Consider the following 24,012-nt stretch of genomic DNA (forward strand, 5'->3'; position numbering starts at 1 on the left):
GCTCAGGGCGGCGCATCATAGCAAAACTGTTACGGCGTCAACAGGCCCGGCGGCGATCGAAAAGCCTCGTGCGATCGGCGCTCCGGACTCGTCCGACGGGAGCAGGACGGCACCATGCGCGCGAACTAGGCTTGGGGTTCGACTCGATGTCGGAGATCGTCCCCATGGCAACGCCGCGCGACTACTTGGCGATCGTGATCGCCTATCTGCTGTGCCTGGCCGCCGCTGCGGCCGTGCTGGGCTTCGCCGGCCTGCCGCAACCCTGGGATGTGTTCGTCGCCGATGTCGTTGCCACGATCGTGATCTTCGGCTTCTCGCGCGCCTACCGGAACTCCAGCTTCTACGACGCCTACTGGAGCGTGCTGCCGCCGCTGTTCGCGCTGTACTGGTACTTCGCCAATGCCGACGCCGGCGTCGATACGCTGCGCGCCTGGCTGGTGATCGGCCTGGTGTGGCTCTGGGGTATCCGCCTCACCGCGAACTGGAGCATGCACTGGGGCGGGCTGCACCACGAGGACTGGCGCTATGCCCTGGTGCGCGCACGCGCCGGCCGTGCCGCGGTCTGGGCCGATTTCTTCGGCATTCATCTGTTTCCGACGGTTCAGGTGTTCCTCGGCTGTCTGCCGATCTACGCGGTGATGACGCGCGGTCAGGCCGGGTTCGGCTGGCTCGACGCCGTTGCTCTCGTCGTCACGCTCGGTGCGATCATCATCGAGACCGTCGCCGACCTGCAGTTGCATGCCTTCATCGCGCGCAAGAAGCCCGGCGAATTCATCACCAGCGGTCTGTGGAGCTGGTCACGGCATCCGAACTATCTGGGCGAGATCGGCTTCTGGTGGGGCCTGATGCTGTTCGGCCTGGCGGCCGCACCGGCGCAGTGGTGGTGGATCGTGCCCGGCGCGCTGACGATGACGGCGATGTTCGTCTTCGCGAGCATTCCGTTCATGGACCAGCGCAGCCTCGAGCGCCGGCCCGGCTACGCCGAGCACATGCGCCGCGTGCCGGCGCTGCTGCCATGGCCGCGCCCGCGCGCGGATTGAGCCGAGCACCGCTTCAACCCGCCCGCTCCGCCACGGCCTCGACGTAGCGCCGCGCCAACGCGACCAGTGCGCCGAGGTTGGGGACGACCGCATCCGGCCGATGCGGGTGGCGCTCGGTGCCCGGAAAGATCTTGTCGAGCCAGCGTGCTTCCCAGCCGGCGCCGTTGTAGAACACCGCGGTCACGCCGGCGTGCTTGGCGGCGATCACGTCGGTGGTGCTGTCGCCAACGTACCAAGTGCCTTCGTCCGCGGCGGCACCGAGATTCTGCAGCGCGCGCAGGATCAGGTCCGGATGCGGCTTGCGGCGCTGCACGTCGTCGCCGCAGACCATGGTGTCGAACAGATCCTGCCAGCCGCTGCCGTCGACGGTGTAGATCTCGTGCGCCATGTAGCGGCGGCTGCGGTTGGACAGTACGCCCAGCCGGATGCCGAGCGCGCGCAAGGCCTCTAGCTGCCTTCGCGCGTCTGCCTCCATCGGTTTGACCAGCCCGAAATGGCGGGCATAGCTGCGATCGAACTCGGCATGGGCGATGGCCTTGGCCTCTTCGTCATCGCCGAACAGCACCTCGAAGATGTCGGTGCGCGAGATCCGGCGCTCGGCTTTGATCTTCGGATGCAGACGTGCGTGCTCGCGCACGTACTTGACCAGACGTGCGTCCTCGAGCGTCTTTGACCGAGCGGGTGGCACGAGACGCTCGACCAGGCCCAGCTCGACCAGGCGCGGCAACACCTCGTCGAGGGCGTAGTACATCGCGTCCATGGTGTCGACCAGCGTCGCGTGCCAGTCGAACAGCACGACGCGCGGCGCCGCGTGGGGCAGCTGCAGGATGCTCATGTCCGGAGCCTAGCATCGCCCGTGCGCGGCCGACGTCCGCCGCTGGCGCGCACGCCGCAATTGTGGTTCCCTGATATGGCGAAACCGTCAAGGAGCATGCGTATGGCCAAGGGCATCCGCCGGGTGAACAAGTACGTGCTGCACCACCGCGACGAACCGGGCGATGGCGCCCATCTGCTGAAAACCCTCAAGAAGCATGGCATCAACCTGCTCGCCCTCACCGCGTTTCCGGCGGCCTCCGGCACCTCGCAGGTCGAACTGATTCCCGAGAACGCCGCGCAACTCGAAGCCCTGGCCAAGCAGTTCGGCTGGCGCCTGTCGAAGAAGCGCACCGGTTTTCTCGCCCAAGGCAAGGACCGTGCCGGGGCGCTGATCAAACTGGCCGAGCGACTGGGCAAGGCCGGCATCCACGTCACCCAGATCGACGCCATTGCCGCCGGCGCCGAGCGTTACGGCGCGGTGTTCTGGGTCCGGCCCAAGGACGTGGAGCGCGCAACCGAGGTAATGGGCGGACGCTGAGCGAACGATCGCAGACCGGCTTGCGGCGGTCCTCGCCAGCCGCTAGCGTGGCCACACCTCACCCGCCGGATCCCGCCGTCCATGCACATTCTCCTTGTGGCCGTGCTCGTCGCATTGATCGCGAGCCTGCTGCTGTTGCTGCGGCATATGCGCGAGCAGCGGCGCCTTTTGGCGACGCTCACGCGGGATCAGGCTGCGCTGGAAAACGCGTGGAACACGCTGCCGGCCGAGGCCGCCACACTGATGAACCGCCGCGGCATGCTGATCAGCATCGAAATCCTCAACCCGATGGAGCTGGCCAGCCGCGAGTCGGCGCTCGCCGGACCGCTCGGGCGTATCGCGCCCGGATTGATCCAGAGACTGGTCTACCAGCGCGCAAGCGAAATGCTGCGCAAGCAACTCGGCGAACACGGCGTGCAGGCCAAGGTGCGGATCCATGGTCTGGATTGAGCTGGCGCTGCTGCTCGCGGCCACGGCGCTGAGCGCCGTCGCCTGGCAGCGCAATCTCGCCCTCGCCGGCGCGATCGCCACGCACGCCGACCGCCTGCGCCGCAGCGGTGTGCTGCTGATCGAACTGCGCCGGCGCATCGAGCAGCAGCAGCGCATCGCCGAAACGCAGCAGCTCGCCGAGACCGCGGTCGAGGCCGGCACCGAGGCGGTGCGCCGAATCCACTTCGGCATCGCCGCGATCCCCTTCGGTATTCTCGGAGCGCTGGCCGTGACGCGCGACGCCGCCCGCGTCGTGCGCCAGAGCCATGACGTCATCGCCGATGCGGTCTACGGCACGATCCGCGGCATCAACAAGCTCACCGGACAGGCCGCACGCGGCGCGCTCGGCATCCACGACCCGGACCGCACACCCCTGCGTGCGGCCGACGACGAGTAAGGAGTCCTCATGATCACCGTCCACCACCTCAACAACTCCCGCTCCCAGCGCGTGCTGTGGCTGCTGGAGGAGCTCGGCGTCGACTACCGCGTCCAGCGTTACGAGCGCGACGCCAAGACCATGCTGGCGCCGCCGTCGTTGAAGAAGGTGCATCCGCTCGGCAAGTCGCCGGTCATCAGCGACGGTGAGCGCGTGATCGCCGAGACGGGCGCCATCATCGAATACCTGGTCGAGCGCCACGGCAACGGCCGGCTGGCGCCGCCGCCCGGTAGCGACGAGCGCCTGCGCTACACCTACTGGCTGCACTACGCCGAGGGTTCGCTGATGCCGTTGATGGTGATGACGCTGATCTTCAGCCGCATCGTGCCGGGCAGTCCGCTGCTGATCCGTCCGATCGCCGCCGGCATCGTCAAGGCCGTGCACGGGCAGTTCCTCGGTCCGAACACCAAGCTGCATCTCGATTACGTCGAGGCCGAGCTGGGGCGCAGCCCCTGGTTCGCCGGCGCCGAGTTCAGCGCCGCCGACGTGCAGATGAGCTTTCCGCTCGAAGCCGCGGCCTCGCGTGTCGGCGGCGGCGTCGACGGCTATCCGAACATCCGCGGCTTTCTCGAGCGCATCCATGCGCGACCGGCGTACCAGCGTGCGCTCGAAAAGGGCGGCCCCTACGACCTGCTGAGTTGACGCACCTGTCATGCGCCTGGTCTAGGATCGCGCCATGGCGCAGTTGCTTGCCCGCCCGTTCAGCACCGGCGACTTTCCGGAACTCGATGCGATCCACGCGCTGATCCGGCGTGCAGACGGCTCGTTGCGCAGCGAGGTGCTGCACGAAGTGGTGCTCGGCGACGAGCGACTGCCTGTGTATTGTCTTGAGCTGGGCAACGCCGATCCACGCGTGCCGGCGGTCGGCTTCTTCGGCGGCATTCACGGCGTCGAGCGCATCGGCGCACAGGTGCTGATCGCGTTTCTGCAGACGCTGATCGAGCGCCTCTATTGGGACGAATCGCTGTCGCAGGCGCTCGAACGTGTGCGCCTGGTGTTCATGCCGCTGGTCAATCCCGGCGGCATGCGCCGGCGCACACGCAGCAATCCGGCCGGCGTGGACCTGATGCGCAACGCGCCGGTCGACGCCGACCATGACGTCTCCTGGCTCCTCGGCGGCCAGCGCCTGACGCCGGCGCTACCCTGGTATCGCGGCCGCGCGGATGCGCCGATGGAGCCGGAGGCGCAGGCGCTGTGCCGCGTCGTCGAGGAGCGGCTGTTGCCGCACGCCTTCAGCCTGTCCATCGACTGTCATTCCGGCTTCGGGACCAAGGACCGCATCTGGTTTCCGTACGCGCGTACGCGTCAGCCGATCGACTGTCTGCCCGAGATCTACGCGTTGCGCACCATGTTCCGCACGACGCATCCGTATCACAGCATCTATGTGATCGAGCCGCAGGCGCGGCAGTACACGACGCACGGGGATCTGTGGGACTACCTCTACGATCGCGCCAAGGCCGCGAGCGCGCGGCCGTTCATCCCGTTCACCCTGGAAATGGGTTCCTGGCTATGGGTCAAGAAGCGCCCGGCACAGCTGTTCTCGGTGCTCGGCATCTTCAACCCGATCGCCCCGCACCGGCACCAGCGTATCCTGCGCACGCACCTGACCTTGTTCGACTTCATGATCCGCGCGGCGATCTCGCACGAGCGCTGGCGTCCGAGTCCCGAAGTGCGCTCGGCGCTGCACGAGGCGGCAATGGCCTACTGGTACGGCCCGCAGCCGCTGAACCGCGACCTGCAGCCGGCGAGAACCTGAGGCCGCCGCCACAACGGGAGACACCGTCATGGGCTTGTACGACCGCTACATCCTGCCGCACGTGATCGACCGTGCCTGCGGACTCGGCGAAGTGATGAAGGCACGCGCGCAAATCGTGCCACGCGCGCGCGGCAAGGTGCTGGAGATCGGCATCGGCAGCGGCCTGAACCTCGGGTTCTACGATCCGCGGCAGGTCGAGCGCATCTTCGGCGTCGATCCTTCCGCTGAAATCCAGGCCAAGGCGCAAAAGCGCGCGCGCAAGATCGGCATCCCGGTCGACACCGTACCGTTGGTGATCGAGCAGATCGGCGCCGAGGATGCGAGCTACGACACCGTGGTCTGTACCTTCACGCTGTGCACCATTGCCGATCCTGTGCCGGCGCTGCGCGAAATGCGCCGGGTGCTGAGGCTCGGCGGCGAGCTGCTGTTCTGCGAGCACGGTCTGGCGCCCGAGGCCGGCGTGCGCGCCTGGCAGCATCGCCTGACGCCGCTGTGGAAGCCGCTGGCCGGCGGCTGCCATCTGAACCGCGACATCCCGGCGCTGATCGTGGCCGGCGGCTTTCGCATCGACGAGCTGGCCCAACGCTACCTCAAGGGCCCCAGGCCGATGACCTACGTCTACTCCGGCGTCGCCCGCGCCGCGGCGCCCACATGAAGCCGCGCTGGACCGCGGCGGACATTCCGCCGCAACACGGCCGCATCGCCCTGGTCACCGGTGCGAACCGCGGGCTCGGGTTCGAGATCGCCGCGGCGCTCGCCGCGGCTGGCGCCGAGGTCGTGCTCGGCTGTCGCGACGCGGACAAAGCTGCGGCGGCCGTTGCGCGCATCCGCGCACGCCACGCGCAGGCCAAAGTGGCGACGATGCCGCTGGATCTGGCGAGCCTGGCGTCGGTCCGCCGTTTCGCCGCCGCGTTCACCAAAGCCCATCCGCGGCTCGATCTCTTGCTGCACAACGCCGCCGCGATACTCGCGCCGCGCGGCCGGACCGCCGACGGTTTCGAGACGCATCTGGGCACCAATCATCTGGGCCCCTTCGCGCTGACCGGTCTTTTGCTCGACCGGCTGGCTGCAGCCCCCGGCGCACGCGTGATCATCGCCGGTAGCCTTGCCCACCGCATGACCCGCGGTCTCGACCTCACCGACCCCCACGGCGATCGGCGCGCCTACGATCCGATGGATGCCTACGGCCGCAGCAAGCTCGCCGCATTGAGCCATGCCTTCGAGCTCGACCGACGCCTGCGCGCCGCCGGCTTGCCGGTGCGCTCGCTCGCCGCGCATCCCGGCTACACCGCGACCAACGACGATCTCGGCGGCTTCTGGCTGCGGCTGACGACGAAGCTGATCGGGCAGTCGCCGGCGCTCGGCGCCCTACCCGCCCTGTACGCCGCGACCGCCGGTCAGGCCGACGGCGGCGACTACTACGGACCGGACGGCTTTGCGGAGCTCCGCGGTCATCCGCGCAAGGTCAAGGCACGGCCCGAGGCACGAGATCCAGCATTCGCCGCGCGTCTGTGGGCGCTGTCCGAGCAACTCACCGGCGTGCGCTACCTGTCCTAAGGAGCATCGAGCATGCGCGACAACAACACCCACCTGATGCCCGTCGGCTACGCGCTGTGGATCTTCGGCTTCATGGGCGCGCACCGCTTCTACTACGGCCGTCAGATCACCGGCACGATCTGGTTCTTCACGCTCGGCCTGTTGTTGATCGGCTGGATCATCGACCTGTTCCTGATTCCGGGCATGGACCGCGCCGCCGATCGCCGCTACCGTGCCGGCCCGATCAACTACTCGGTGGCGTGGATCCTGCTGACCTTTCTCGGCATCTTCGGCATCCACCGCTTCTACCAGGGCAAGTGGATCACCGGCATCCTCTACTTAGTCACCGGCGGCGTGTTCTTGCTCGGCGTGCTCTACGACTACTGGACGCTCAACGAGCAAATCGACGCGTGCAACGCAGCGCGCTCATGACACGCTGACCGCGAACAGATCCGGCTGCGCGCGCGGATCATGGGCCTCAACGAACTGACTCAGGCCGACGCCGACTAGGCGGTAAAGCGTGCCATCCGGTGTCGAGGCACGGTCGAGCAAACCGACGGCGATGCGCAAGAACTCAGCCTCGGACGCCGGCGGCAGCGGCGGCGTGTAACGGCGCGTGAGAATGCGAAAATCCGCGGTCTTGAGCTTGAGCACGACGGTGCGACCGACGCGCTCATGCTGGCGAGCCGCGGCCCAGGTCTTGCGCGCCATGCGTTCGACGTGCGGCGCCAGTTCGTCCAGTGGCAGGTCGCGCTCGAAGGTATCTTCGGCAGAAACCGATTGCACCGGCCGGTCCGGCTCGACGGCGCGCTCGTCGATCCCCCACGCCAGTTCGTGCAGACGCTGCCCGTAGCGGCCGAAGCGGCGCTCCAGTTCGCGCGGATCGCGCAGACGCAATTGCCCGACCGTGGCGATGCCCAGCTGCGCGAGCCGGCCTTGCATCACTTTGCCGACGCCGGGCAGGCGGCCGACCGGCAAGCCTTCCAAAAAGGCCTCGACGTCCCTGGGGCGGATGACGAACAGACCGTCCGGCTTGCGCCAGTCCGAGGCGATCTTAGCGAGAAACTTGTTCGGCGCGACGCCCGCCGACGCGGTGAGCCGCAGTTCCTCGCGGATGCTGGCGCGGATGGCCTGGGCAATGGCGGTCGCGCTCGGTAGGTTGCTCAGCGGCGCGGTCACGTCCAGATAGGCCTCGTCGAGCGACAGCGGCTCGACCCGCTCGGTGTGGCGACGGAAGATCTCGCGCACCGCGCGCGACACCGCGCGATAGCGCGGAAAATCCGGTGGCACGAACACCGCCTGCGGGCACAGCCGCTCGGCTCGCATTGCGGGCATCGCCGAGCGCACGCCGTAGCGGCGCGCCTCGTAGGACGCCGCGCAGACCACCGAACGCGCCCCACGCCAGGCGACGACCACCGGCCGTCCGCGCAGCGCCGGATCGTCGCGCTGCTCGATCGAGGCGTAGAACGCGTCCATGTCGACATGGATGATCTTGCGCATCGCACGATCCTAGCGGCCGCGCCACGAAACCGGCTAGGCTGCGCCGCGCAACCGGAGGCTCCCATGAGCGCGAAATGGAACGTGGCGGACATTCCGCCGCAGCACGGGCGGCGCATCGTCGTCACCGGAGCGAGCAGCGGCCTCGGCCTCGAAACCAGCGTTGCGCTGGCGGCCAAGGGGGCCGAGGTGATCATGGCCTGCCGCGATCCCGCGCGTGCCAGCGCCGCACTCGCAAAGGTGCAGGCACGCGCACCCGGCGCCAAGGCCGAGCTGATGACGCTGGACCTCGCCGACCTCGCCTCGGTGCGCCGCTTCGCCGCCGACTGCGCGAGGCGCTTCGATCACATCGACGTGCTGTGCAACAACGCCGGCGTGATGGCCCTGCCGCTGCAACGCACCAAGGACGGCTTCGAGATGCAGATGGGCACCAATCATCTGGGCCACTTCGCGCTGACCGGCCTTTTGCTCGACCTGCTCAAGGCTGCGCCCGCCGGCGCGCGCATCGTCAGCGTCGCCAGCAATGCCCACCGCTGGGGCCTGCGCCTGGACCCCGACGACCTCAACTTCGAGCGCCGGCGCTACAACAAATGGGACGCCTACGGCCGCAGCAAGCTGGCCAATCTGATGTTCCACTTCGAGCTCGACCGGCGCCTGCGCGCGGCGCAGATCGACCTGCGCTCGGTCTGCGCGCATCCCGGTTACGCCGCCACCAATCTGATGTTCGTCGGCCCGGCGCAGGAGAACTCACGCATCGGCACGCTGATGATGCGGATCGGCAACGCGTTGCTGAGTCAGGACCAAGCCATGGGCGCGCTGCCACAGCTCTACGCGATCACGATGCCCGATGTCGAAGGCGGCGATTACTTCGGCCCGGACGGCTGGCAGCAGCTCAAGGGCCATCCGCGCCGCGTCGGCTGTCTGCGCCTTGCCCGCGATCCCGAACGCGGCCGCCGGCTGTGGGCGGCATCGGAACGCCTCACCGGCGTGCGCTATCTTTCCGCCTGAAGCCCTTTTCGATCACCGCAACCAACGATGATCCGCCTGTGCCTCCCCGCCGCATTCGCCGCCCTGCTGCTCAGCGCCTGCGCCAGCGGCGACACGCTGCCGCCCCCGGCACCGTGCCGCACGCACTGCAGCACACACACCGACGGCTACGAATGGGCGCAGCGCGGCCGCTTGACCGATCCTCGCTACTGCGAAGGCTACACGGAAAGCTTCGCGCGCGGCTGCCGCAACGGTATCGAGGACCTGCGTCAGTTACGACCGTCGTCGGAAGGACTCTGATCTTCGGGCACCGCCCCGGCGCCTTCGGCATCCTCGCCGTCGATGCGATCGACGCCGACCAGCCGATCGCCCTCGGCCGGCCGCATCAGGCGCACGCCCTGGGTGTTGCGTCCCATGCTGCGCACGTCGCTGGTCTTGAAGCGGATCAGGATGCCGGCTTCCGAGATCAGCATGACCTCGTCGTCGTCGCCGACCGCAACCGCCCCGATCAGCCGCCCGGTCTTCTCCGACAGCGCCTGCGCGATCACACCCTGCCCGCCACGACCCCGACGCGGGAACTGCTCGATCGGCGTGCGCTTGCCGTAACCGAACTCCGACACCGTGAGGATGTCGCCATTCGCGCCACCGTCGGCGCCGCTTGCGGTCAATAGCGCGATGACCCGCGCCTGGTCGGGATGAGCATCGACCCCGTCCTCGCCGTCGTCGCTGGACGCGTCCTCGGTCTCGTCCTCGCCACCGGCGAAGGTCTTGAGCAGGCGCATGCCGCGCACACCCGTTGCCCCACGCCCCATGCTGCGCACATCGGCCTCGTTGAAGCGGATCGCGCGACCGCCGTCGGAAATCAGGATGATGTCGTCCTCGCCGCTGGTCAGCGCAACGCCCACCAGCTCGTCGTCGACACGCAGGTCGACGGCGATGATGCCGTTGGCGCGCACGTTCTTGAACGCAGCGAGCTCGGTCTTCTTCACCGTGCCGCGGCGCGTAGCCATGAAGACGAAGGCACGATGGTCTTTCGAGCCTGCATCCGCCTGCACGTCGTCGAAGGACTTGATCGGCAGCACGGCGTTGATCTTTTCCCGGTCCTCCAGCGGCAGCAGATTGTTGAACGGCCGGCCGCGCGAACCTCGCGAACCGCTGGGCAGCTCGAACACACGCAGCTTGTAGCACTTGCCGAGACTGGAGAAGCACAGCAGGGTGTCGTGCGAATGCGCGACCCAGAGCCGGTCGACGAAGTCCTCGTCCTTGGTCGTCGCCGCGACCTTGCCGCGACCGCCGCGGCGCTGGGCCTGATATTCGTCGAGCGGCACCGCCTTGACATAGCCCTCGTGCGAGAGCGTCACCACCATGTCCTGCGGCGGGATCAGATCCTCACGTGCAATATTGAGTGCAGCACGGGTGATCTCGGTACGGCGCGCATCGCCGTACTGTTCCTTGATTTCGCGCAGCTCGGTGCGGATCACCTCGAGCAGGCGCACATCCGAGCCGAGGATGTCGAGGTAGTCGCGGATGGCGTCGAGCAATTGCTTGAATTCGTCGTGGATCTTGTCCTGCTCGAGTCCGGTCAGGCGGTGCAGGCGCAGATCGAGAATCGCCTGGGCCTGGGCCTCCGAGAGTCTGTAGCCGCCGTCGACGATGCCGAAGTCGCCGCTCAAATCCTGCGGCCGCGACGCGTCGCTGCCGGCGCGTTCGAGCATTGCCGTCACCGGCCCCGGCGACCAGGTGCGCGACATCAGGGCGAGCTTGGCCTCGGCCGGGCTCGGGCTGGTGCGGATCAACTGGATGATCTCGTCGAGGTTGGCCAGGGCGACCGCAAGACCCTCCAGCACGTGGGCGCGTTCGCGCGCCTTGCGCAGCAGGTGGCGCGTGCGCCGCGTCACCACCTCGCGGCGGTGACGCAGGAAGACTTCGAGCAACTGCTTGAGCGACAGCAGCTTGGGCTGGCCGCCGTCGAGCGCCACCATGTTGAGGTTGAAGCTGTCCTGCAACTGCGTCTGCTGGAACAGGTTGTTGAGCACCACCTCGGCGTTCTCGCCACGGCGCAGCTCGATCACCACACGCATCCCGTCCTTGTCGGACTCGTCACGCAGCTCGCTGATGCCCTCGATCTTCTTTTCCTTGACCAGCTCGGCGATCTTTTCGAGCAGGCGCGCCTTGTTCACTTGGTAGGGCAGCTCGGTGACGACGATCGCCTGCTTGTCTCCGCTAGCTTGGGCGCCGATGTCCTCGAAGTGCGTGCGCGCGCGGACGATCACGCGGCCGCGCCCGGTCGCGTAGGCGTCGACCAGGCCGTGCGCATCGAGCAGCAGCCCCCCGGTCGGAAAATCCGGCGCCGGGATGTGGCGCATCAGCTCGTGCAACTCGATCTCGGGGTTGTCGATCAGCGCGATGCAGCCGTCGATGACCTCGGACAGATTGTGCGGCGGAATGTTGGTCGCCATGCCCACGGCGATACCCGAGCTGCCGTTGATGAGCAGCTGCGGCACCTTGGTCGGCAACACGCTCGGCTCGGTCTCGGACCCGTCATAGTTCGGCTGGAAGTCGACGGTTTCCTTGTCGATGTCGGCGAGCAGCTCGTGCGCGAGGCGCGACATGCGCACCTCGGTGTAGCGCATGGCTGCCGGTGCGTCGCCATCCACCGAACCGAAATTGCCCTGGCCGTCGATGAGCATGTAGCGCATCGAAAAGTCCTGGGCCATGCGCACCATAGTGTCGTACACAGCGCTGTCGCCGTGCGGATGGTACTTACCGATGACGTCACCGACGATGCGCGCCGACTTCTTGTACGGCTTGTTGTAGTCGTTGCCGAGCTCCTTCATCGCGTACAGCACGCGCCGGTGCACCGGCTTGAGGCCATCGCGAGCGTCCGGTAGGGCGCGGCCGACGATCACGCTCATCGCGTAATCGAGATAGCTGCGCCGCATCTCATCCTCGAGATTGACGCTGAGCACTTCCTTGGCGAAGTCTGTCATCTGCGGCTTACGGAAAGACCGCGCACGCCAGCCGACGCGCGCAGAAAATCATCGCACTATCATGGATTTGCCGGACAGGCTCGGCCGGCGTCCGGGCCGCTGAACTGTAACACATCGGCGCTGCCGCCGATGCCGCGCCGCCTGCGGCGCAACCCCCGCATCCCGTGCCACGGTGCGCGGCCGCGCACCGTCGTACCGCGCTACTTGTTCTTGTTGCCCACGCCTTCGAGATAGCGCTTCATGCCGTCCAGGTAATCCGGGTTGAGCATCAGCGCGCTGTTGGCCAGCCGCTCGACATTGCGCGCCTGCGCCTTCTCCACGTCGTGTGCCAGCTCGATCGCGAGCTTGGCGGTGCCCATCTGTTCGAGGTTCTGATCTGCCAGATGACGGCAAAAGGCCATCACGTCCTGCTCGAAGCTCTCATCCGGAAAGACCTCGTGGACCAGGCCGATCATCAGCGCACGCTCGGCATCGATCGGCAGGTTGGCCATGATCAGGTAGCGCGCCCAGTGGGTGCCGACCAGCCGGGTCAGACGGCTGACACCGTTGGACGCCGGAATCACGCCCATCTTGCCTTCGGGAAAGGCGTACTTGGCGCTCTTTGCGGCGAGGCGGAAGTCGCAAGACAGCGAGAGCTCCAGTCCGCCCCCCATGCACATCGCATGATGCGCGACGACGATGGGTTTTTCGATGGCCTCCATTTCGTCGTAGATGCGGTGCATCCCGTGCAGGCCGAGGCGATGACGCTCGCGGATCGCCGAGCCGGACAGCTTGGCCGCCGCCGAACGTGGATCGCCGCTGCGCAGATCGGCGCCGGCGCAGAAGTAACGCCCGGTGGCGCGGATCAAGAGGACCTTGAGCTCCGGCGAATCGCGGAAGCGGTGCAATGCCTGTTCGAACAGATGCATCGTCTCGGCGCTGAGCGCGTTGAGCTTGTCCGGACGATTGAGCGTGGTGATGAGGATCGCGCCATCCTGATCGACCAGCAGATGCGGGGCTTCGGACATCGTCGTTTCCTCGTCGATCGGCAGCGAATCCGAGTGCGGCGACCGGCAGCCCGCGTCAAGCCCGCGTCCGCGGCAACCCCAGCGCACGTTCCGCGATCATGCTGCGGTGGACCTCGCTGGTGCCGCCGTAGATCGTCGTGGCCTGGGCGTGACGGTAACACTGATTGAGAAAACCGGCCGGCCCCTTGCGCTTGGACAGCGAATGCGGCGCAGTCAGATCGAGCAGGTCGCGCGCGTCGCTCAAGAACTTCTCCGACGAGAACAGCTTGGCCATGGGCCCGTAGGCGTGGTTGGGCTTTTTCTCGGCGATGACCCACTGCGCGCGGAACGCGAGCACGTCCGCCACCCAAAGGTGCGCCGTGGCCCGTGCCAGACGGCACTGCGCCGAGACGTGCTCGATCAACGGTCTGCCGTCGCGCCGCAGTTCGCCACAGAGCTGTTCGGCGGCCCTGAGCATCGCGCGCATGACCTTGGAGAAACCGCCGCCATGTTCGAGTTCGAGGCTCGCGCTCATCGTACGTACGCCACCGTCGATCTCGCCGAGGCGCCAGCTATCCGGAACACGCACACCGTCATAGAAGGTGATGTTGGTGCGCTCGTCCTGGAAGGTGTAGACCGGCTGTATCGTCACACCGGGCGCCTTGAGCGGCACGATGAACATGGTCAGCCCCTGGTGCTTGGGCACATCGGGGTTGGTGCGGCACAGCATCAAGACGTAGGACGCGAGATTCGCGCCGCTGGTGAACATCTTGGTGCCGTCGATGCGCCAGCTCCCGTCCGCTTCGCGCGTGGCCTTGCACTGCGCGGCGAAGACGTCGGAGCCGGAACCCGGCTCGGAGTAGCCGAGGCTGGCGATCGCCTCGCCGGACATCAGCTTGGTCAGCACTTCGCGCTTGAGTTCCTCGGAACCGAAGCGGTGGATGATCAGCGCCACCATCTGCGCGACGTTCGCCGCCGGTGTGTTGTAGCCCTGGTGCTCGAAGGCGTCCATCGCGGCGATCTTGGCGTAGGGTGCGAGGCCACGTCCCCCCATTTCCTTGGGCAGGCCCGGGAACAGCAGCTTGGCCTCGGCCAGTTTGCGATGCAGCTCGGGGTTGTAGCCTTCCCAACTGTAGTGGAACTTCTCGCGCATCTCGGGCGTGACGTTCTGCTCGAAGAACGCGTTGATCTCCGCCGTGATCGCGCGTGCGTCATCGCCCAGGTCGAACTCGATCGGACAGGCACCCGCTTCTGGTAGCGTCGTCGTCTCACCGCCGTACAGGCGGCGGCCGGCCTCTTCGAGCAGCCGCTGCGGATCGCCCCACACCAGCGGCCAGGCCTTGGCGCGCAGGTTGTAGAGGAAGATGTCGTACTCGGTGGTCAGGCCGTAGCCACCGAAGGTGTGCAGGGCCTGCGCGACCGCGCGGGCCGCCGCCTCGGCGTTCCACCACGCAGCGATCGACACCGCGGCGCCAGCTTCCGGCGCGCCGTCGGCGATGTTGCGGATCGCGCGCCAGACCAGGAACTTGCCGCCGTCGATCTCGCACAACAGGTCGGCGAGCGGATGCGAAATCGCCTGGAACTGGCCGATGAACTGGCCGAACTGCTTGCGCTGGCTCGCGTAGGCCGCAGCGAGCCTCAAGGCTTCGCGGCCGATGCCGGCGAGGCCGGCGCCGATCAACAGCTTCCATTCCTCGACGGCCTGCGTGAACCGCGCGACGGCCTCGGCACCACGCCCCAGCGACGTCGCCGACAAACGGCTCAGCGCGATTTCGGCGAGCGGCGTCGACGCAAGATTCTCCTCGGCGCGGCGATCCTCAGGCCCGACCGCGACGAGCACCACCTCGTCGGCCCGGCGCGCGATGACGGCCTCGGCCACTGCGCCGCCGGCGATCCACTGCAGCGGCTGCTGCTCGATGTCGTGCAGCGCGATGCCGACGACCGCCTCTCCGGCGAGCACACGCGACAGCAGCTTGTCCTGCGCGCCGAGCAGCGCCAGCAGGCGGGCGGCCACCAGGGTTTCCGCGAGCGGACCGCAGATCAGCGTGCGTCCGGCCTCCTCCATCAGCAACGCGGCATCAAGCAAGCTAAGGCCAAGACCGCCGGCGGCTTCCGGCACCCGCAGCGACAGCGCGCCCAGTTCCGCGAACTGGCGCCACATCTTCGCGTCGAAGCCGAGCGGCATCGCCGCGCGCACGCGCGCGGTGCTGCTCTCCTCGTCGAGAAAGCGCGCGAAGCTCTCGCGCATCAGCGCCTGCTCTTCGGACAGCTCGAAGTTCATGCCGCGCGTGCTCCCTCGACGGCTTCGGCGCCGCGCAGATAACGGTCCAGTTCGCGATGCATATTCAGAATCAGCTTTTCCTCCTCGACGGCGAGCCAGATCTGCTTGCAGCCGCGTGAATGCAGACCGCGCTGCATGCGCCGGATGTTGCCCAGGTCTTGACGCGGAATCTGCAGCACCTGCTGCGGGTCCTGCGGGTCGGTGACCTGCTGCACGATCGCGCGCGGCGGCGTCTGTGCCGCCGGATAGGTCTTGGTCGAGAAGATCTCGAAGCTGCAGCGGTTGGGGTCTTTGGCGTCGGGCCGCACCCGATACATCATCGCGTTGCCGGCCTGCGGCAGGATCATCAGGTTGGGGAAGATGAAGATCTCACCGCCCCACATGCCGAGGATCTCCGGAATCGGCTTGGGCATCGGCCGCTGCTGCGCCGCCGCCTTGGTGTACAGCGCCTTGACGTACTCGGCGCCGAGACTGGACCCCTCTGGGATCGGCTTGCCCTTGAGCGAGCGCACCAGCTCGACGTCTTCCTTGAGCACCATCGCGTCCATGCCGGTGACCAGCAGGTTGAGACGGTCCGCCATCAGATCGACCGGATCGCCGTCCTTGCGCTTGACGTGCCCGGCCATCGGCGTCTTCTTGCCGGCGTAGAAGCGCCCGTGGCCATGGGCGAAACTCTCGTAGATGACGTTCTTGTGCGCGAACGTCGCCTCGGCCTTTGCATCCGGGGTGCCGTCGAAGATGATCTGCGCGGCATCGGGTTCGAGCTGCGGATGCGTCGCCGGCACGTGGTAACCCTCGAAGAAGGCCTCCTGCGCGACCTTCCAGTTGGCCTCGATCGGGATCGACTTCCACCAGTAGTGGTGCATGTGCTCGATGGCCAGACCGTCGATCAGCTCCCTCACCGGCGCGATGAAGTCGTCGAAGGGTTCCGGGTTGCGATCGAAGTTGATGAAGACGAAACCGGCGTAGACGCGGTGATGCACTTCGCGCAGGGCGACGTCGCCATCGCGCAACTGACCGCCGCGGAACTGGTTGCGTTCGAGCACATACTGGTTCTCGCCACAGAGGTTCCAGCGCCAGCCGTGGAACGGACAGATGATCCTGCCGTCGGGAAAGTGGCCGCAGCCCCCCGCCGACAGCGCGGTGCCGCGGTGTGGACAGACGTTGTGGTAGGCCTTGACCGTCGCGGCGTCGACACGTACGACGATGACCGACTCATCGCCGATATCGTAGGTGGTGTAATCCCCCGGCTGCGGAATCTCGTCGAGGCGGCAGGCCGCCTGCCAGACGCGGCTCCACAGCCGCTCGAACTCCAGCTTGAGGAAGGCCGGGTCGGTGTAGCGGCCGCTGCGAATGCCGTGTTCGAGGACCTTCCAACTGTCGGGCCAGTGCCCGAGCTCGTGCGGCGCTGCGTTCATGGGCGCTCCTCCTGTCGTGGCCGGCCCGCTAAAGAGTCGGTCTTCAGACGATCTCGGCGACGAGATGGCCGACCGGATAAACCTCGCCGGTCGCAGCGAGAATCCTCAAGGTACCGGACGCCGGCGCCTCGACCTCTTGCACCGACTTGTCGAGTTCCAGGGTGTACAGCGGTTTGCCGGCCTCGACCTGGGCACCGTCGGCGACCAGCCATTCGGTCAGCGTGCCTTCCTGGGTCGAGAACCCGATCTGCGGAATGCGGACTTCGACGCTCATGCTATCTCCCCAAGGTCTTGCGGACGGCGGCCTCGATGTCGGCGGCCTTGTACAGATACTCGGCTTCCAGCACGCGCGAGAACGGCACGGTCACGTCGCGCGAGGCGACGCGCAGCACCGGCGCCTTGAGCTGGCCGTAGAGTGCCTCCTGGATGCGCGCGACGATCTCGGCGCCGCAGCCGAAGCTCTTCGGCGCCTCGTGCACGACCACCGCGCGGCCGGTCTTGGCCACCGACTCGAGCACGGTTTCGGTGTCCATCGGCGAGACCGTGCGCAGGTCGACGATTTCCACCGAGATGCCCTCGGCGGCCAGCTTCTCGGCGATGACATGGGCGTCACGGATCGGACGGCCGTAGCCGACGATCGACACGTCCGTGCCCACGCGCGCGACGTGTGCCTTGCCGAGCTTGATGATCTCGCCCTTGACCGGCGCCGGGCCGGTCTGCGCGCGCGTGAGCTGATCCTCGATGAACAGGCAGGGGTCGTCATCGAAGATGCACCCGAGCAGCAGCCCATAGGCATCGGCCGGCGTCGACGGCACGACGACCTTCATGCCGGCCACATGCGCGAACCAGGCCTCGAGCATGTCGGAGTGCTGGCCGCCGGTGCCCGCGCCGGCACCGGTACGCGTGCGGATCGTGATCGGCACGTGCGTCTGGCCGCCGGACATGAAGCGCAGCTTCGCCGCATGGTTGACGATCTGGTCCATCGGCACGGTGATGAAGTTCATCAACATGATCTCGGCGACCGGGCGCATGCCGGCCAAGGAGGCACCGATGGCGGCGCCGATGATCGCCTGCTCGGAGATCGGCGTGGTCCTGACCCGGTGGCCGCCGAACTTGGTCGACAGGCCCTTGGTGACCTTGAAGATGCCGCCGCCTTCCTCGTCGGCGATGTCCTCGCCGAGCATGATGACGGTAGGGTCCATCTCCATCGCGTCGTGCAGTGCGCGCGAGAAGGCTTCGGTGAAGGTGATGACTCCGGCCTTGTCGGCCGATGCTGCAGCCGTTGTCATGCCGTGGCTCCGTAGACGTCGATGTCGATCTCGCCGACGTCCGGAAACGGACTGTCGGCCGCGAACTGCAGCGCCTCTTCGATCTGCGCGTTGACCTCGGCGTCGTACTGCGCAAGCTCGGCTTCGGTCGCGATACCGCTGGCGAGCACGGCGGCGCGCGTCCTCGGCATCGGGTCTTTGGCCAGATGGGCGTCGTACTCCTCTTTGGGGATGTAGGCGCCCGGATCGCCGAAGTAATGGCCCATGAAACGGAAGGTCTTGGCCTCGATCAGCGTCGGGCCTTCGCCGGCGCGGGCGCGCTCGACCGCTTCGGCCGAGGCCCGCCACATCGCCTCGGCATCGTTACCGTCGACGGTCACGCCTGGCATCCTGTAGCTCGCCGCGCGCTCGCCGATGTGGTCCACCGCGGTGCACTTCTCGTACTTGCTGGACTCGCCGTAGAGATTGTTTTGGCACAGGAAGACCACCGGCAGTTTCCACAGCGAGGCCAGGTTCAGCGCCTCATGGAAAGCACCGATGTTGGACGCGCCGTCGCCGAAGGTGACCAGCGTGACGCGACCGTCCTTCTTCAGCTGCGAGGCCCAGGCCAGGCCGTTGGCGATCGGCAGACCGCTGCCGACGATGCCGGTGGTCACCATCACGCCCGTTTGCGGGTGGGTGATGTGCATCGGCCCGCCTTTGCCCTTGCAGGCGCCGGTGGCCTTGGCGTAGTACTCCGCGAACAGCGGCTTGAGCGGAATGCCCTTGGCGAGCTGATCGTGAATGCCGCGATAGGTGGTCACCAGATAGTCGGTCGGCTGCAGATGCACGCCCATCGCCGCGGCGACGATCTCCTGACCGCGCGGCGAGTAGTACACCGCGGCGAGGCGACCCGAACGCAGCAACGTGCGGAACTTCTCGTCGACGAGGTTGATCAGGCGCGCCTTGCGCCAGACCTCCAACAGGGCCTGCGGCGTGAAGGCGGCGGAGCTGCGACTCCCGGCTGTGGCGCTCGCTCCCCCGGCGCCAGCCGGTCGGCCGTCGCGACTTGCCCCTGACGAATTCGTCATACCGTCTCCTGGTTTCGCATTACGCAACTATACAACAGTGCTGTTGATTATCTGCATCGCGACGGTTCAGCTCAATGCCTGTTCGTTGCTGACCACCGGCCGCGACTCGCGCGTCGCGTGCAGGATCTTCTCCGGCTCGGCCGGATTGACGATGTCGATGTGGTCATCGAACACGGCGACGATCTGTGCCGCGAACGGAAAGTCGCCGAGCTGCGGCACGCGATAGCTGACCATGTCACCGACCTTGAAAGTCGCCGGATCGAAGTTGAAGGTAAAAGGGCACTTGTCGCCGTCCATGCCGATCATCGATTGACCTCCCGCTCTTAGAACCAGTGGATCGCGCGCCCCTCAGCCGCCGCGCCACCTACGCGGCTCATCGATTCACGTCGACGACGAGACGGCCGCGCACCTTGCCCGCGATCAGATCGGCGCCGGCCTGGATCGCGTCGGCGAGCGTGATCTCCTTGGCGATCAGATCGAGTGCGGCAGGGTCGAGGTCACGGCCCAGCCGCGCCCACGCAGTCAGGCGCCGCGCCTTGGGCGCCATCACGCTGTCGATGCCGATCAGCGACACGCCGCGCAGGATGAACGGCGCGACCGAGGCCGGAAACTCCATGCCTTGGGCGAGACCACAGGCGGCGACGAAACCGCCGTAGCGCGTCTGTGCGCAGGCATTGGCCAACGTGTGGCTGCCGACCGAGTCGACGACGCCGGCCCAGCGCTCCTTCTGCAGCGGCTTGCCGGCCACAGCGAGTTCGGCGCGATCGATCACGCCGCTGGCGCCGAGCTGCTTGAGATAGTCGACCTCGGCCGCCTTGCCGGTCGCCGCAACGACCTTGTAGCCGGCCTTGGCGAGCAAAGCGACGGCGACGCTGCCGACGCCGCCGGTCGCGCCGGTGACGAGGATCTCGCCCTGCTCGGGCTTCACGCCGGCGTTGACCAGCGCCTCGACGCAGAGGCTCGCGGTGTAGCCGGCGGTGCCGATGGCCATGGCCTGCTTGCTGCTGAATGCGCTCGGCAGCGGCACCAGCCAGTCACCCTTGAGGCGCGCCTTCTGTGCGAGGCCACCCCAGTGCGTCTCGCCGACGCCCCAGCCGTTGAGCACGACCTTGTCGCCCTTCTTCCAGTCGGCGTGGCGGCTCTGGCTGACCGTGCCGGCGATGTCGATGCCCGGCACCATGGGGAACTTGCGCACGACCGGCGACTTGCCGGTGATGGCCAGGCCGTCCTTGTAATTGAGCGTGGAATACTCGATGTCGACGGTGACGTCGCCCTCGGGCAGTTGCGCCTCGTCGAGGCGGGTCAGTTCGACGGTCTGGCCGGTGTCGGTCTTGTTGATCAGGATTGCGGAAAACATGCGCAGGTCGGTCGCTTCGTGGGGGGATGACTGGATTCTAGGCGTGGGCGCGGCGGCGATCCCGGCATCTTCTGCGAGCCATTCGACATTTCACGCATCAACTGGCTTGCAACAGGGCGTCGGCAATGTCGAGTTCGTAGCTGGAACGGCGGCCGAGCTGCTCATTCAACAAGGCGCGCTTGAGGAACAGGTGACAAGCGTGCTCGGCGGTCATGCCGATGCCGCCATGCAACTGCAGCATGTCTTCGGCCACCGCGGCATAGGCCGCGGTGGCGAAGTGCTTCACCGCCTTGCCCAGGCGCTCGGCTTCGGCGCCGTGCACCCGGGTGCCGACGCGCACGATACTGTCGGCGAGCAAGGCCTCGGCCGCGGCAATGCGCGCCTTGAGATCGGCGCAGCGGTGCTTGAGCGCCTGGAACAGCGCCAGCGGACGGCCGAACTGGCGGCGCGTCTTGAGGTACTCGATGGTCATCTCCAGTGCCGCGGCTGCACCGCCCACGGCGTCGGCCGCGAGCGCAAAGTCGCGATGCGTCGCAAGTCGTCGCCCCAGCACGCGCGCCTCGTCGCCGCGCGCCAGAACCCACGACGGATCCAAGGCGACGCCATCGAAGCGCAGATCAAACAGGCGCCGTGTCGTGTCCCAGGATTCGCGGAAGCGCAGCGTGACCCCCGGCTGCGCAAGGGGAACCAGCGCCACAGCGTCGCCGGCGGCGCTGCAGACGAGCACATGGCCGGCGCGGTCCGCCGAGGGCACCGCAGTCACGGCGCCGGACACCACCTTGTCGTCGGAGATCGTCAGCGGAGTGTCGGTGGCGTCGGCCAGCGATGCGGTCGCCAATGCCGTCGAGCCGAGCCGCTCGATCCAGTCCTCGCGACCGGCGTGGATCACCGCCTCCATCGCCAGCATCGCCGGCAGATAGGGTGCCGCGCACAGGCTGCGGCCCATTTCCACGTGGAAGGCGCAGGCGCCGGCGAGCCCCTGCCCGAGTCCGCCCTGCGCCTCCGGCACGGCGACCAGCAGCCAGCCCAGGTCGCGCGCCAGCGGCCAAGTCTTGTCCTCGGGCGCCGCCAGGCCTTCGGCGGCGAGCACTTGGCGGGCGCTGTCGCGCAGTTCGGCGAGTTCCGGCGTCACGTGCGCTCACCCGACAGCCGCCAATCCTTGGGTTCGCGCGGCATGCCCAGCATGCGCTCGGCGATGATGTTGCGCTGGATCTCGTCGCTGCCGCCGGCGATGGTCCAGTTGTAGGAGTTCATGAAGTCGAACGGCCAGTTGCCGGTTTCCATGCCACCGCCGCGGATGAAGGGCTCGCGATACTGGCCCTTTAGACCGGCGATGCGCAGGCCGAGCGCGGTGAAGTCGCGCAGCGTACGCGCGTAGTGCAGCTTGACGATGGATGCGTCACCCGGCGCCTCGGTCCCCTCGATGCGCTTGAGCAGATACTGGTCGGCCAGCGCGCAGGTCGCGTCCACCTTCGGCGCGAGACGGCCCAAATCGCGGCGCAGGGCGGCGTCGGCCTCGACCCCACGTTCGCGCATCAGGCCGGTGATGCGACTCAGCGCGTAGCGCATACGATGCGACAGTTCGACCAGCGTCAGGCCGCGCTCGGACGCCAGCGTCGACTGCGCGACGGCCCAGCCCTGCCCCTGTGCGCCCACGCGGTTCGCGACCGGCACCTTAACCTCGTCGAGGAAGATTTCCGAAAACTCGTCGTCGCCGGTAATTTGCGCGATCGGCCGTACCGAAACGCCCTTGGCGCGCATGTCGAGCAGCAGGTAGGTGAGCCCCGCCTGCGGCGGCCCGGCGGTGTCGGTGCGCACCAGCAGCAGGCAATGATCGGCGTGCTGCGCCAGCGTCGACCAGATCTTCTGGCCGTTGACGACGTAGTGTTCGCCGCGCAACTCGGCGCGCGTGCGCACGGCGGCGAGATCGGAACCGGCGTTCGGTTCGGAAAAGCCCTGGCACCAGACGCGGCCTTGGAGAATCCCTGGCAGGTGCTCACGCTTCTGCGCCTCGCTGCCCCATTCGATCAGCGTGCAGGCTGCGTGATAAAGCGCGACGAAGAACAGGATCAGCCGCGGTGCGTCGGCGCGCGCGATTTCCTCGTAGATCACCTTCTGCTCGGCCAGCGAGCGCCCACCGCCCGGCCAGCCCGCGGGCCAGTGCGGCGTCGCGTAGCCGGCCTGGACCAGCTTGTCGAACCAGGCACGCTGCGCACGCACGAAGGCATCCTGGTCGCAGCCGGTCATCGCCGCGCGCCAATCGGCGGGCACGTTGCGTTGCAGCCAGGCGCGCACGTCGGCGCGCAGGGTCTCGGGATCGCCGCTCATCCTCGGCATTATCCCGTCCGCTCCTGCGGCACCGCATGACCGGGCGCGCAGCCTGATTTGCCTGATGTCGCCGCCGACGGCAGCGCTCGTGAGCGTATCGCTAGACTCGCGCGGCCGGCACGCACCGGCGCGACGATCACCCCATGCCGCCGATCGTCACCCCACCCACCATCGTCGACTCGGCGTGCGCAACCAACACCAGATCATGGCCCTGAAAACCCGCTTCACCGAACTCGTCGGCATCGAATACCCCATCGTCCAGGGCGGCATGATGTGGGTCGGCCGCGCCGAACTCGCCGCGGCGGTCTCGAACGCCGGCGGCCTGGGCATCCTCACCGCGCTGACGCAGCCGAGCCCGGATGCGCTGCGCGAAGAAATCGCGCGCTGCCGCAAGATGACCGACAAGCCCTTCGGCGTGAACCTGACGATCCTGCCGTCGGTGAACCCGCCGCCGTACGCGGAGTACCGCAAGGCGATCATCGACAGCGGCGTGACCATCGTCGAGACCGCCGGCCACAATCCGCGCGAGCACGTCGAGGACTTCAAGGCGCACGGCATCAAGGTCATCCACAAATGCACCGCGGTGCGCCACGCGCTGTCGGCCGAGCGCATGGGCGTGGACGCGATCTCGATCGACGGCTTCGAGTGCGCCGGCCATCCGGGCGAGGACGACATTCCCGGCCTGGTGCTGATTCCGGCGGCCGCCGACAAGGTGAAGATCCCGATGATCGCCTCCGGCGGCTTCGGCGACGGTCGCGGCCTGGTCGCCGCGCTGGCGCTCGGCGCCGACGGCATCAACATGGGCACGCGCTTTTGCGCGACGGTCGAGGCGCCGATTCACGACAAGGTCAAGCAGTTGCTGGTCGCCAACGACGAACGCGGCACCAACGTGATCTTCAAGTCGCTGAAGAACACCGCGCGCGTCTGCAAGAACAGCGTGTCCGATCAGGTCGTGGAAATCCTCAGGCGCCCGGACGCGAAGTTCGATGACGTCGCGCATCTGGTCAAGGGCGCGCAGGGCCGCGTCGCACTGGAAACCGGCGACATCGACGCCGGCCTGATCTGGGCCGGCCAGGTGCAGGGCCTGATCCACGACATCCCCACCGTGGCCGAGCTGATGCAGCGCATCGTCGACGACGCCACGCGCATCATTTGCCAGCGCCTGCAGGGCTTGGTGGCCTGAGGACCGGCACCGCTGCATCAACGACCGGAGGAGATC

The 24,012-nt window shown here is 67.4% G+C and carries 25 protein-coding genes; 12 read left to right on the forward strand and 13 right to left on the reverse strand.

The window, feature by feature from the left end; all coding sequences use genetic code 11:
• The first annotated feature begins 164 nt into the window (after window positions 1-164).
• Window positions 165-1,040: a DUF1295 domain-containing protein gene (locus ABSH63_RS00095; RefSeq protein ID WP_352886279.1), complete on the forward strand. Its 876-nt coding sequence runs from the start codon at window positions 165-167 to the stop codon at window positions 1,038-1,040.
• A gap of 13 nt (window positions 1,041-1,053) precedes the next feature.
• Here the strand turns inward: ABSH63_RS00095 and ABSH63_RS00100 are convergent, their stop codons facing one another.
• Window positions 1,054-1,875 carry an HAD family hydrolase gene (locus ABSH63_RS00100; RefSeq protein ID WP_352886281.1) on the reverse strand — a complete coding sequence of 274 codons (822 nt, stop codon included), beginning with the start codon at window positions 1,873-1,875 and terminating at the stop codon, window positions 1,054-1,056.
• Between the two features lie 102 nt (window positions 1,876-1,977).
• Between ABSH63_RS00100 and ABSH63_RS00105 the strand changes: the two genes are divergently transcribed.
• The 8 genes from ABSH63_RS00105 to ABSH63_RS00140 all read left to right on the forward strand — a co-directional run bounded on the left by ABSH63_RS00105 (window position 1,978) and on the right by ABSH63_RS00140 (window position 7,043).
• On the forward strand, window positions 1,978-2,394 hold the full coding sequence (locus ABSH63_RS00105; RefSeq protein ID WP_352886282.1) for a hypothetical protein: 417 nt from the start codon (window positions 1,978-1,980) through the stop codon (window positions 2,392-2,394).
• Between the two features lie 81 nt (window positions 2,395-2,475).
• Entirely contained in the window at window positions 2,476-2,844 is a 369-nt protein-coding gene (locus ABSH63_RS00110; RefSeq protein WP_352886284.1) for a hypothetical protein, read from the forward strand.
• A complete protein-coding gene (locus ABSH63_RS00115) occupies window positions 2,831-3,280 on the forward strand; it encodes a hypothetical protein (protein WP_352886286.1) in 450 nt (149 codons plus the stop codon). Before ABSH63_RS00110 ends, ABSH63_RS00115 begins: the two co-directional genes overlap by 14 nt.
• Before the next feature lie 9 nt (window positions 3,281-3,289).
• On the forward strand, window positions 3,290-3,961 hold the full coding sequence (locus tag ABSH63_RS00120; RefSeq protein WP_352886289.1) for a glutathione S-transferase family protein: 672 nt from the start codon (window positions 3,290-3,292) through the stop codon (window positions 3,959-3,961).
• 34 nt (window positions 3,962-3,995) lie between these two features.
• The gene (locus tag ABSH63_RS00125) at window positions 3,996-5,075 is read left to right on the forward strand and encodes a M14 family zinc carboxypeptidase (protein WP_352886291.1); all 1,080 of its coding nucleotides are present in this window, start codon (window positions 3,996-3,998) and stop codon (window positions 5,073-5,075) included.
• Between the two features lie 28 nt (window positions 5,076-5,103).
• Window positions 5,104-5,730 carry a class I SAM-dependent methyltransferase gene (locus tag ABSH63_RS00130; protein WP_352886293.1) on the forward strand — a complete coding sequence of 209 codons (627 nt, stop codon included), beginning with the start codon at window positions 5,104-5,106 and terminating at the stop codon, window positions 5,728-5,730.
• Window positions 5,727-6,632: an oxidoreductase gene (locus ABSH63_RS00135; protein WP_352886295.1), complete on the forward strand. Its 906-nt coding sequence runs from the start codon at window positions 5,727-5,729 to the stop codon at window positions 6,630-6,632. The genes ABSH63_RS00130 and ABSH63_RS00135 overlap by 4 nt, the downstream gene beginning before the upstream one ends.
• A 12-nt stretch (window positions 6,633-6,644) precedes the next feature.
• Window positions 6,645-7,043, forward strand: coding sequence for an NINE protein (locus tag ABSH63_RS00140; RefSeq protein WP_352886297.1), 399 nt, complete (start codon window positions 6,645-6,647; stop codon window positions 7,041-7,043).
• Here ABSH63_RS00140 and dinB read toward each other — a convergent pair.
• The gene (dinB, locus tag ABSH63_RS00145; RefSeq protein ID WP_352886299.1) at window positions 7,038-8,111 is read right to left on the reverse strand and encodes a DNA polymerase IV; all 1,074 of its coding nucleotides are present in this window, start codon (window positions 8,109-8,111) and stop codon (window positions 7,038-7,040) included. The genes ABSH63_RS00140 and dinB overlap by 6 nt on opposite strands.
• A 63-nt stretch (window positions 8,112-8,174) precedes the next feature.
• Between dinB and ABSH63_RS00150 the strand changes: the two genes are divergently transcribed.
• Both ABSH63_RS00150 and ABSH63_RS00155 read left to right on the forward strand, forming a co-directional pair.
• Entirely contained in the window at window positions 8,175-9,116 is a 942-nt protein-coding gene (locus ABSH63_RS00150; RefSeq protein WP_352886300.1) for an oxidoreductase, read from the forward strand.
• A 27-nt stretch (window positions 9,117-9,143) separates the two neighbouring features.
• Complete coding sequence (locus ABSH63_RS00155; RefSeq protein ID WP_352886301.1) at window positions 9,144-9,395, forward strand: hypothetical protein; 252 nt, start codon at window positions 9,144-9,146, stop codon at window positions 9,393-9,395.
• Here ABSH63_RS00155 and gyrA read toward each other — a convergent pair.
• The 11 genes from gyrA to ABSH63_RS00210 all read right to left on the reverse strand — a co-directional run bounded on the left by gyrA (window position 9,365) and on the right by ABSH63_RS00210 (window position 22,793).
• Window positions 9,365-12,085 carry a DNA gyrase subunit A gene (gyrA, locus tag ABSH63_RS00160; RefSeq protein ID WP_352886302.1) on the reverse strand — a complete coding sequence of 907 codons (2,721 nt, stop codon included), beginning with the start codon at window positions 12,083-12,085 and terminating at the stop codon, window positions 9,365-9,367. The two genes, ABSH63_RS00155 and gyrA, sit on opposite strands and share 31 nt — an antisense overlap.
• Window positions 12,086-12,285: 200 nt before the next feature.
• A complete protein-coding gene (locus tag ABSH63_RS00165; protein ID WP_352886304.1) occupies window positions 12,286-13,092 on the reverse strand; it encodes an enoyl-CoA hydratase/isomerase family protein in 807 nt (268 codons plus the stop codon).
• Window positions 13,093-13,147: 55 nt separating this feature from the next.
• A complete protein-coding gene (locus ABSH63_RS00170; protein WP_352886306.1) occupies window positions 13,148-15,352 on the reverse strand; it encodes an acyl-CoA dehydrogenase family protein in 2,205 nt (734 codons plus the stop codon).
• Window positions 15,349-16,770 (reverse strand): aromatic ring-hydroxylating oxygenase subunit alpha, encoded by a 1,422-nt coding sequence (locus ABSH63_RS00175; protein WP_352886307.1) that lies wholly within the window; start codon window positions 16,768-16,770, stop codon window positions 15,349-15,351. The genes ABSH63_RS00170 and ABSH63_RS00175 overlap by 4 nt, the downstream gene beginning before the upstream one ends.
• A 43-nt stretch (window positions 16,771-16,813) precedes the next feature.
• Window positions 16,814-17,044 carry a biotin/lipoyl-containing protein gene (locus ABSH63_RS00180; protein WP_352886309.1) on the reverse strand — a complete coding sequence of 77 codons (231 nt, stop codon included), beginning with the start codon at window positions 17,042-17,044 and terminating at the stop codon, window positions 16,814-16,816.
• 1 nt (window position 17,045) lies between these two features.
• Window positions 17,046-18,059: an alpha-ketoacid dehydrogenase subunit beta gene (locus ABSH63_RS00185; RefSeq protein ID WP_352886311.1), complete on the reverse strand. Its 1,014-nt coding sequence runs from the start codon at window positions 18,057-18,059 to the stop codon at window positions 17,046-17,048.
• Window positions 18,056-19,000, reverse strand: a complete 945-nt coding sequence (locus tag ABSH63_RS00190; protein ID WP_352886313.1) for a thiamine pyrophosphate-dependent dehydrogenase E1 component subunit alpha — start codon at window positions 18,998-19,000, stop codon at window positions 18,056-18,058. Before ABSH63_RS00190 ends, ABSH63_RS00185 begins: the two co-directional genes overlap by 4 nt.
• A 174-nt stretch (window positions 19,001-19,174) precedes the next feature.
• Window positions 19,175-19,414, reverse strand: coding sequence for a hypothetical protein (locus ABSH63_RS00195; protein ID WP_352886314.1), 240 nt, complete (start codon window positions 19,412-19,414; stop codon window positions 19,175-19,177).
• A gap of 67 nt (window positions 19,415-19,481) precedes the next feature.
• Window positions 19,482-20,465 carry an acrylyl-CoA reductase (NADPH) gene (gene acuI, locus ABSH63_RS00200; RefSeq protein ID WP_352886316.1) on the reverse strand — a complete coding sequence of 328 codons (984 nt, stop codon included), beginning with the start codon at window positions 20,463-20,465 and terminating at the stop codon, window positions 19,482-19,484.
• Window positions 20,466-20,562: 97 nt separating this feature from the next.
• On the reverse strand, window positions 20,563-21,597 hold the full coding sequence (locus ABSH63_RS00205; protein ID WP_352886317.1) for an acyl-CoA dehydrogenase family protein: 1,035 nt from the start codon (window positions 21,595-21,597) through the stop codon (window positions 20,563-20,565).
• A complete protein-coding gene (locus ABSH63_RS00210; RefSeq protein ID WP_352886319.1) occupies window positions 21,594-22,793 on the reverse strand; it encodes an acyl-CoA dehydrogenase family protein in 1,200 nt (399 codons plus the stop codon). The genes ABSH63_RS00205 and ABSH63_RS00210 overlap by 4 nt, the downstream gene beginning before the upstream one ends.
• Window positions 22,794-22,998: 205 nt before the next feature.
• On the opposite strand from ABSH63_RS00210, the gene ABSH63_RS00215 reads away from it, so the two are divergent.
• Window positions 22,999-23,976, forward strand: coding sequence for an NAD(P)H-dependent flavin oxidoreductase (locus tag ABSH63_RS00215; protein ID WP_352886321.1), 978 nt, complete (start codon window positions 22,999-23,001; stop codon window positions 23,974-23,976).
• The last annotated feature ends 36 nt before the right edge of the window (window positions 23,977-24,012 follow it).

The sequence above is a fragment of the Sinimarinibacterium thermocellulolyticum genome (assembly GCF_040327995.1).
Lineage (GTDB): Bacteria > Pseudomonadota > Gammaproteobacteria > Nevskiales > Nevskiaceae > Solimonas > Solimonas thermocellulolyticum.

Coding starts and splice junctions, on each gene's coding strand:
- ABSH63_RS00095 (WP_352886279.1), top strand. CDS start 165: ATGGCAACGCCGCGCGACTACTTGGCGATCGTGATCGCCTATCTGCTG.
- ABSH63_RS00100 (WP_352886281.1), bottom strand. CDS start 1,875: ATGAGCATCCTGCAGCTGCCCCACGCGGCGCCGCGCGTCGTGCTGTTC.
- ABSH63_RS00105 (WP_352886282.1), top strand. CDS start 1,978: ATGGCCAAGGGCATCCGCCGGGTGAACAAGTACGTGCTGCACCACCGC.
- ABSH63_RS00110 (WP_352886284.1), top strand. CDS start 2,476: ATGCACATTCTCCTTGTGGCCGTGCTCGTCGCATTGATCGCGAGCCTG.
- ABSH63_RS00115 (WP_352886286.1), top strand. CDS start 2,831: ATGGTCTGGATTGAGCTGGCGCTGCTGCTCGCGGCCACGGCGCTGAGC.
- ABSH63_RS00120 (WP_352886289.1), top strand. CDS start 3,290: ATGATCACCGTCCACCACCTCAACAACTCCCGCTCCCAGCGCGTGCTG.
- ABSH63_RS00125 (WP_352886291.1), top strand. CDS start 3,996: ATGGCGCAGTTGCTTGCCCGCCCGTTCAGCACCGGCGACTTTCCGGAA.
- ABSH63_RS00130 (WP_352886293.1), top strand. CDS start 5,104: ATGGGCTTGTACGACCGCTACATCCTGCCGCACGTGATCGACCGTGCC.
- ABSH63_RS00135 (WP_352886295.1), top strand. CDS start 5,727: ATGAAGCCGCGCTGGACCGCGGCGGACATTCCGCCGCAACACGGCCGC.
- ABSH63_RS00140 (WP_352886297.1), top strand. CDS start 6,645: ATGCGCGACAACAACACCCACCTGATGCCCGTCGGCTACGCGCTGTGG.
- dinB (WP_352886299.1), bottom strand. CDS start 8,111: ATGCGCAAGATCATCCATGTCGACATGGACGCGTTCTACGCCTCGATC.
- ABSH63_RS00150 (WP_352886300.1), top strand. CDS start 8,175: ATGAGCGCGAAATGGAACGTGGCGGACATTCCGCCGCAGCACGGGCGG.
- ABSH63_RS00155 (WP_352886301.1), top strand. CDS start 9,144: ATGATCCGCCTGTGCCTCCCCGCCGCATTCGCCGCCCTGCTGCTCAGC.
- gyrA (WP_352886302.1), bottom strand. CDS start 12,085: ATGACAGACTTCGCCAAGGAAGTGCTCAGCGTCAATCTCGAGGATGAG.
- ABSH63_RS00165 (WP_352886304.1), bottom strand. CDS start 13,092: ATGTCCGAAGCCCCGCATCTGCTGGTCGATCAGGATGGCGCGATCCTC.
- ABSH63_RS00170 (WP_352886306.1), bottom strand. CDS start 15,352: ATGAACTTCGAGCTGTCCGAAGAGCAGGCGCTGATGCGCGAGAGCTTC.
- ABSH63_RS00175 (WP_352886307.1), bottom strand. CDS start 16,770: ATGAACGCAGCGCCGCACGAGCTCGGGCACTGGCCCGACAGTTGGAAG.
- ABSH63_RS00180 (WP_352886309.1), bottom strand. CDS start 17,044: ATGAGCGTCGAAGTCCGCATTCCGCAGATCGGGTTCTCGACCCAGGAA.
- ABSH63_RS00185 (WP_352886311.1), bottom strand. CDS start 18,059: ATGACAACGGCTGCAGCATCGGCCGACAAGGCCGGAGTCATCACCTTC.
- ABSH63_RS00195 (WP_352886314.1), bottom strand. CDS start 19,414: ATGATCGGCATGGACGGCGACAAGTGCCCTTTTACCTTCAACTTCGAT.
- acuI (WP_352886316.1), bottom strand. CDS start 20,465: ATGTTTTCCGCAATCCTGATCAACAAGACCGACACCGGCCAGACCGTC.
- ABSH63_RS00210 (WP_352886319.1), bottom strand. CDS start 22,793: ATGAGCGGCGATCCCGAGACCCTGCGCGCCGACGTGCGCGCCTGGCTG.
- ABSH63_RS00215 (WP_352886321.1), top strand. CDS start 22,999: ATGGCCCTGAAAACCCGCTTCACCGAACTCGTCGGCATCGAATACCCC.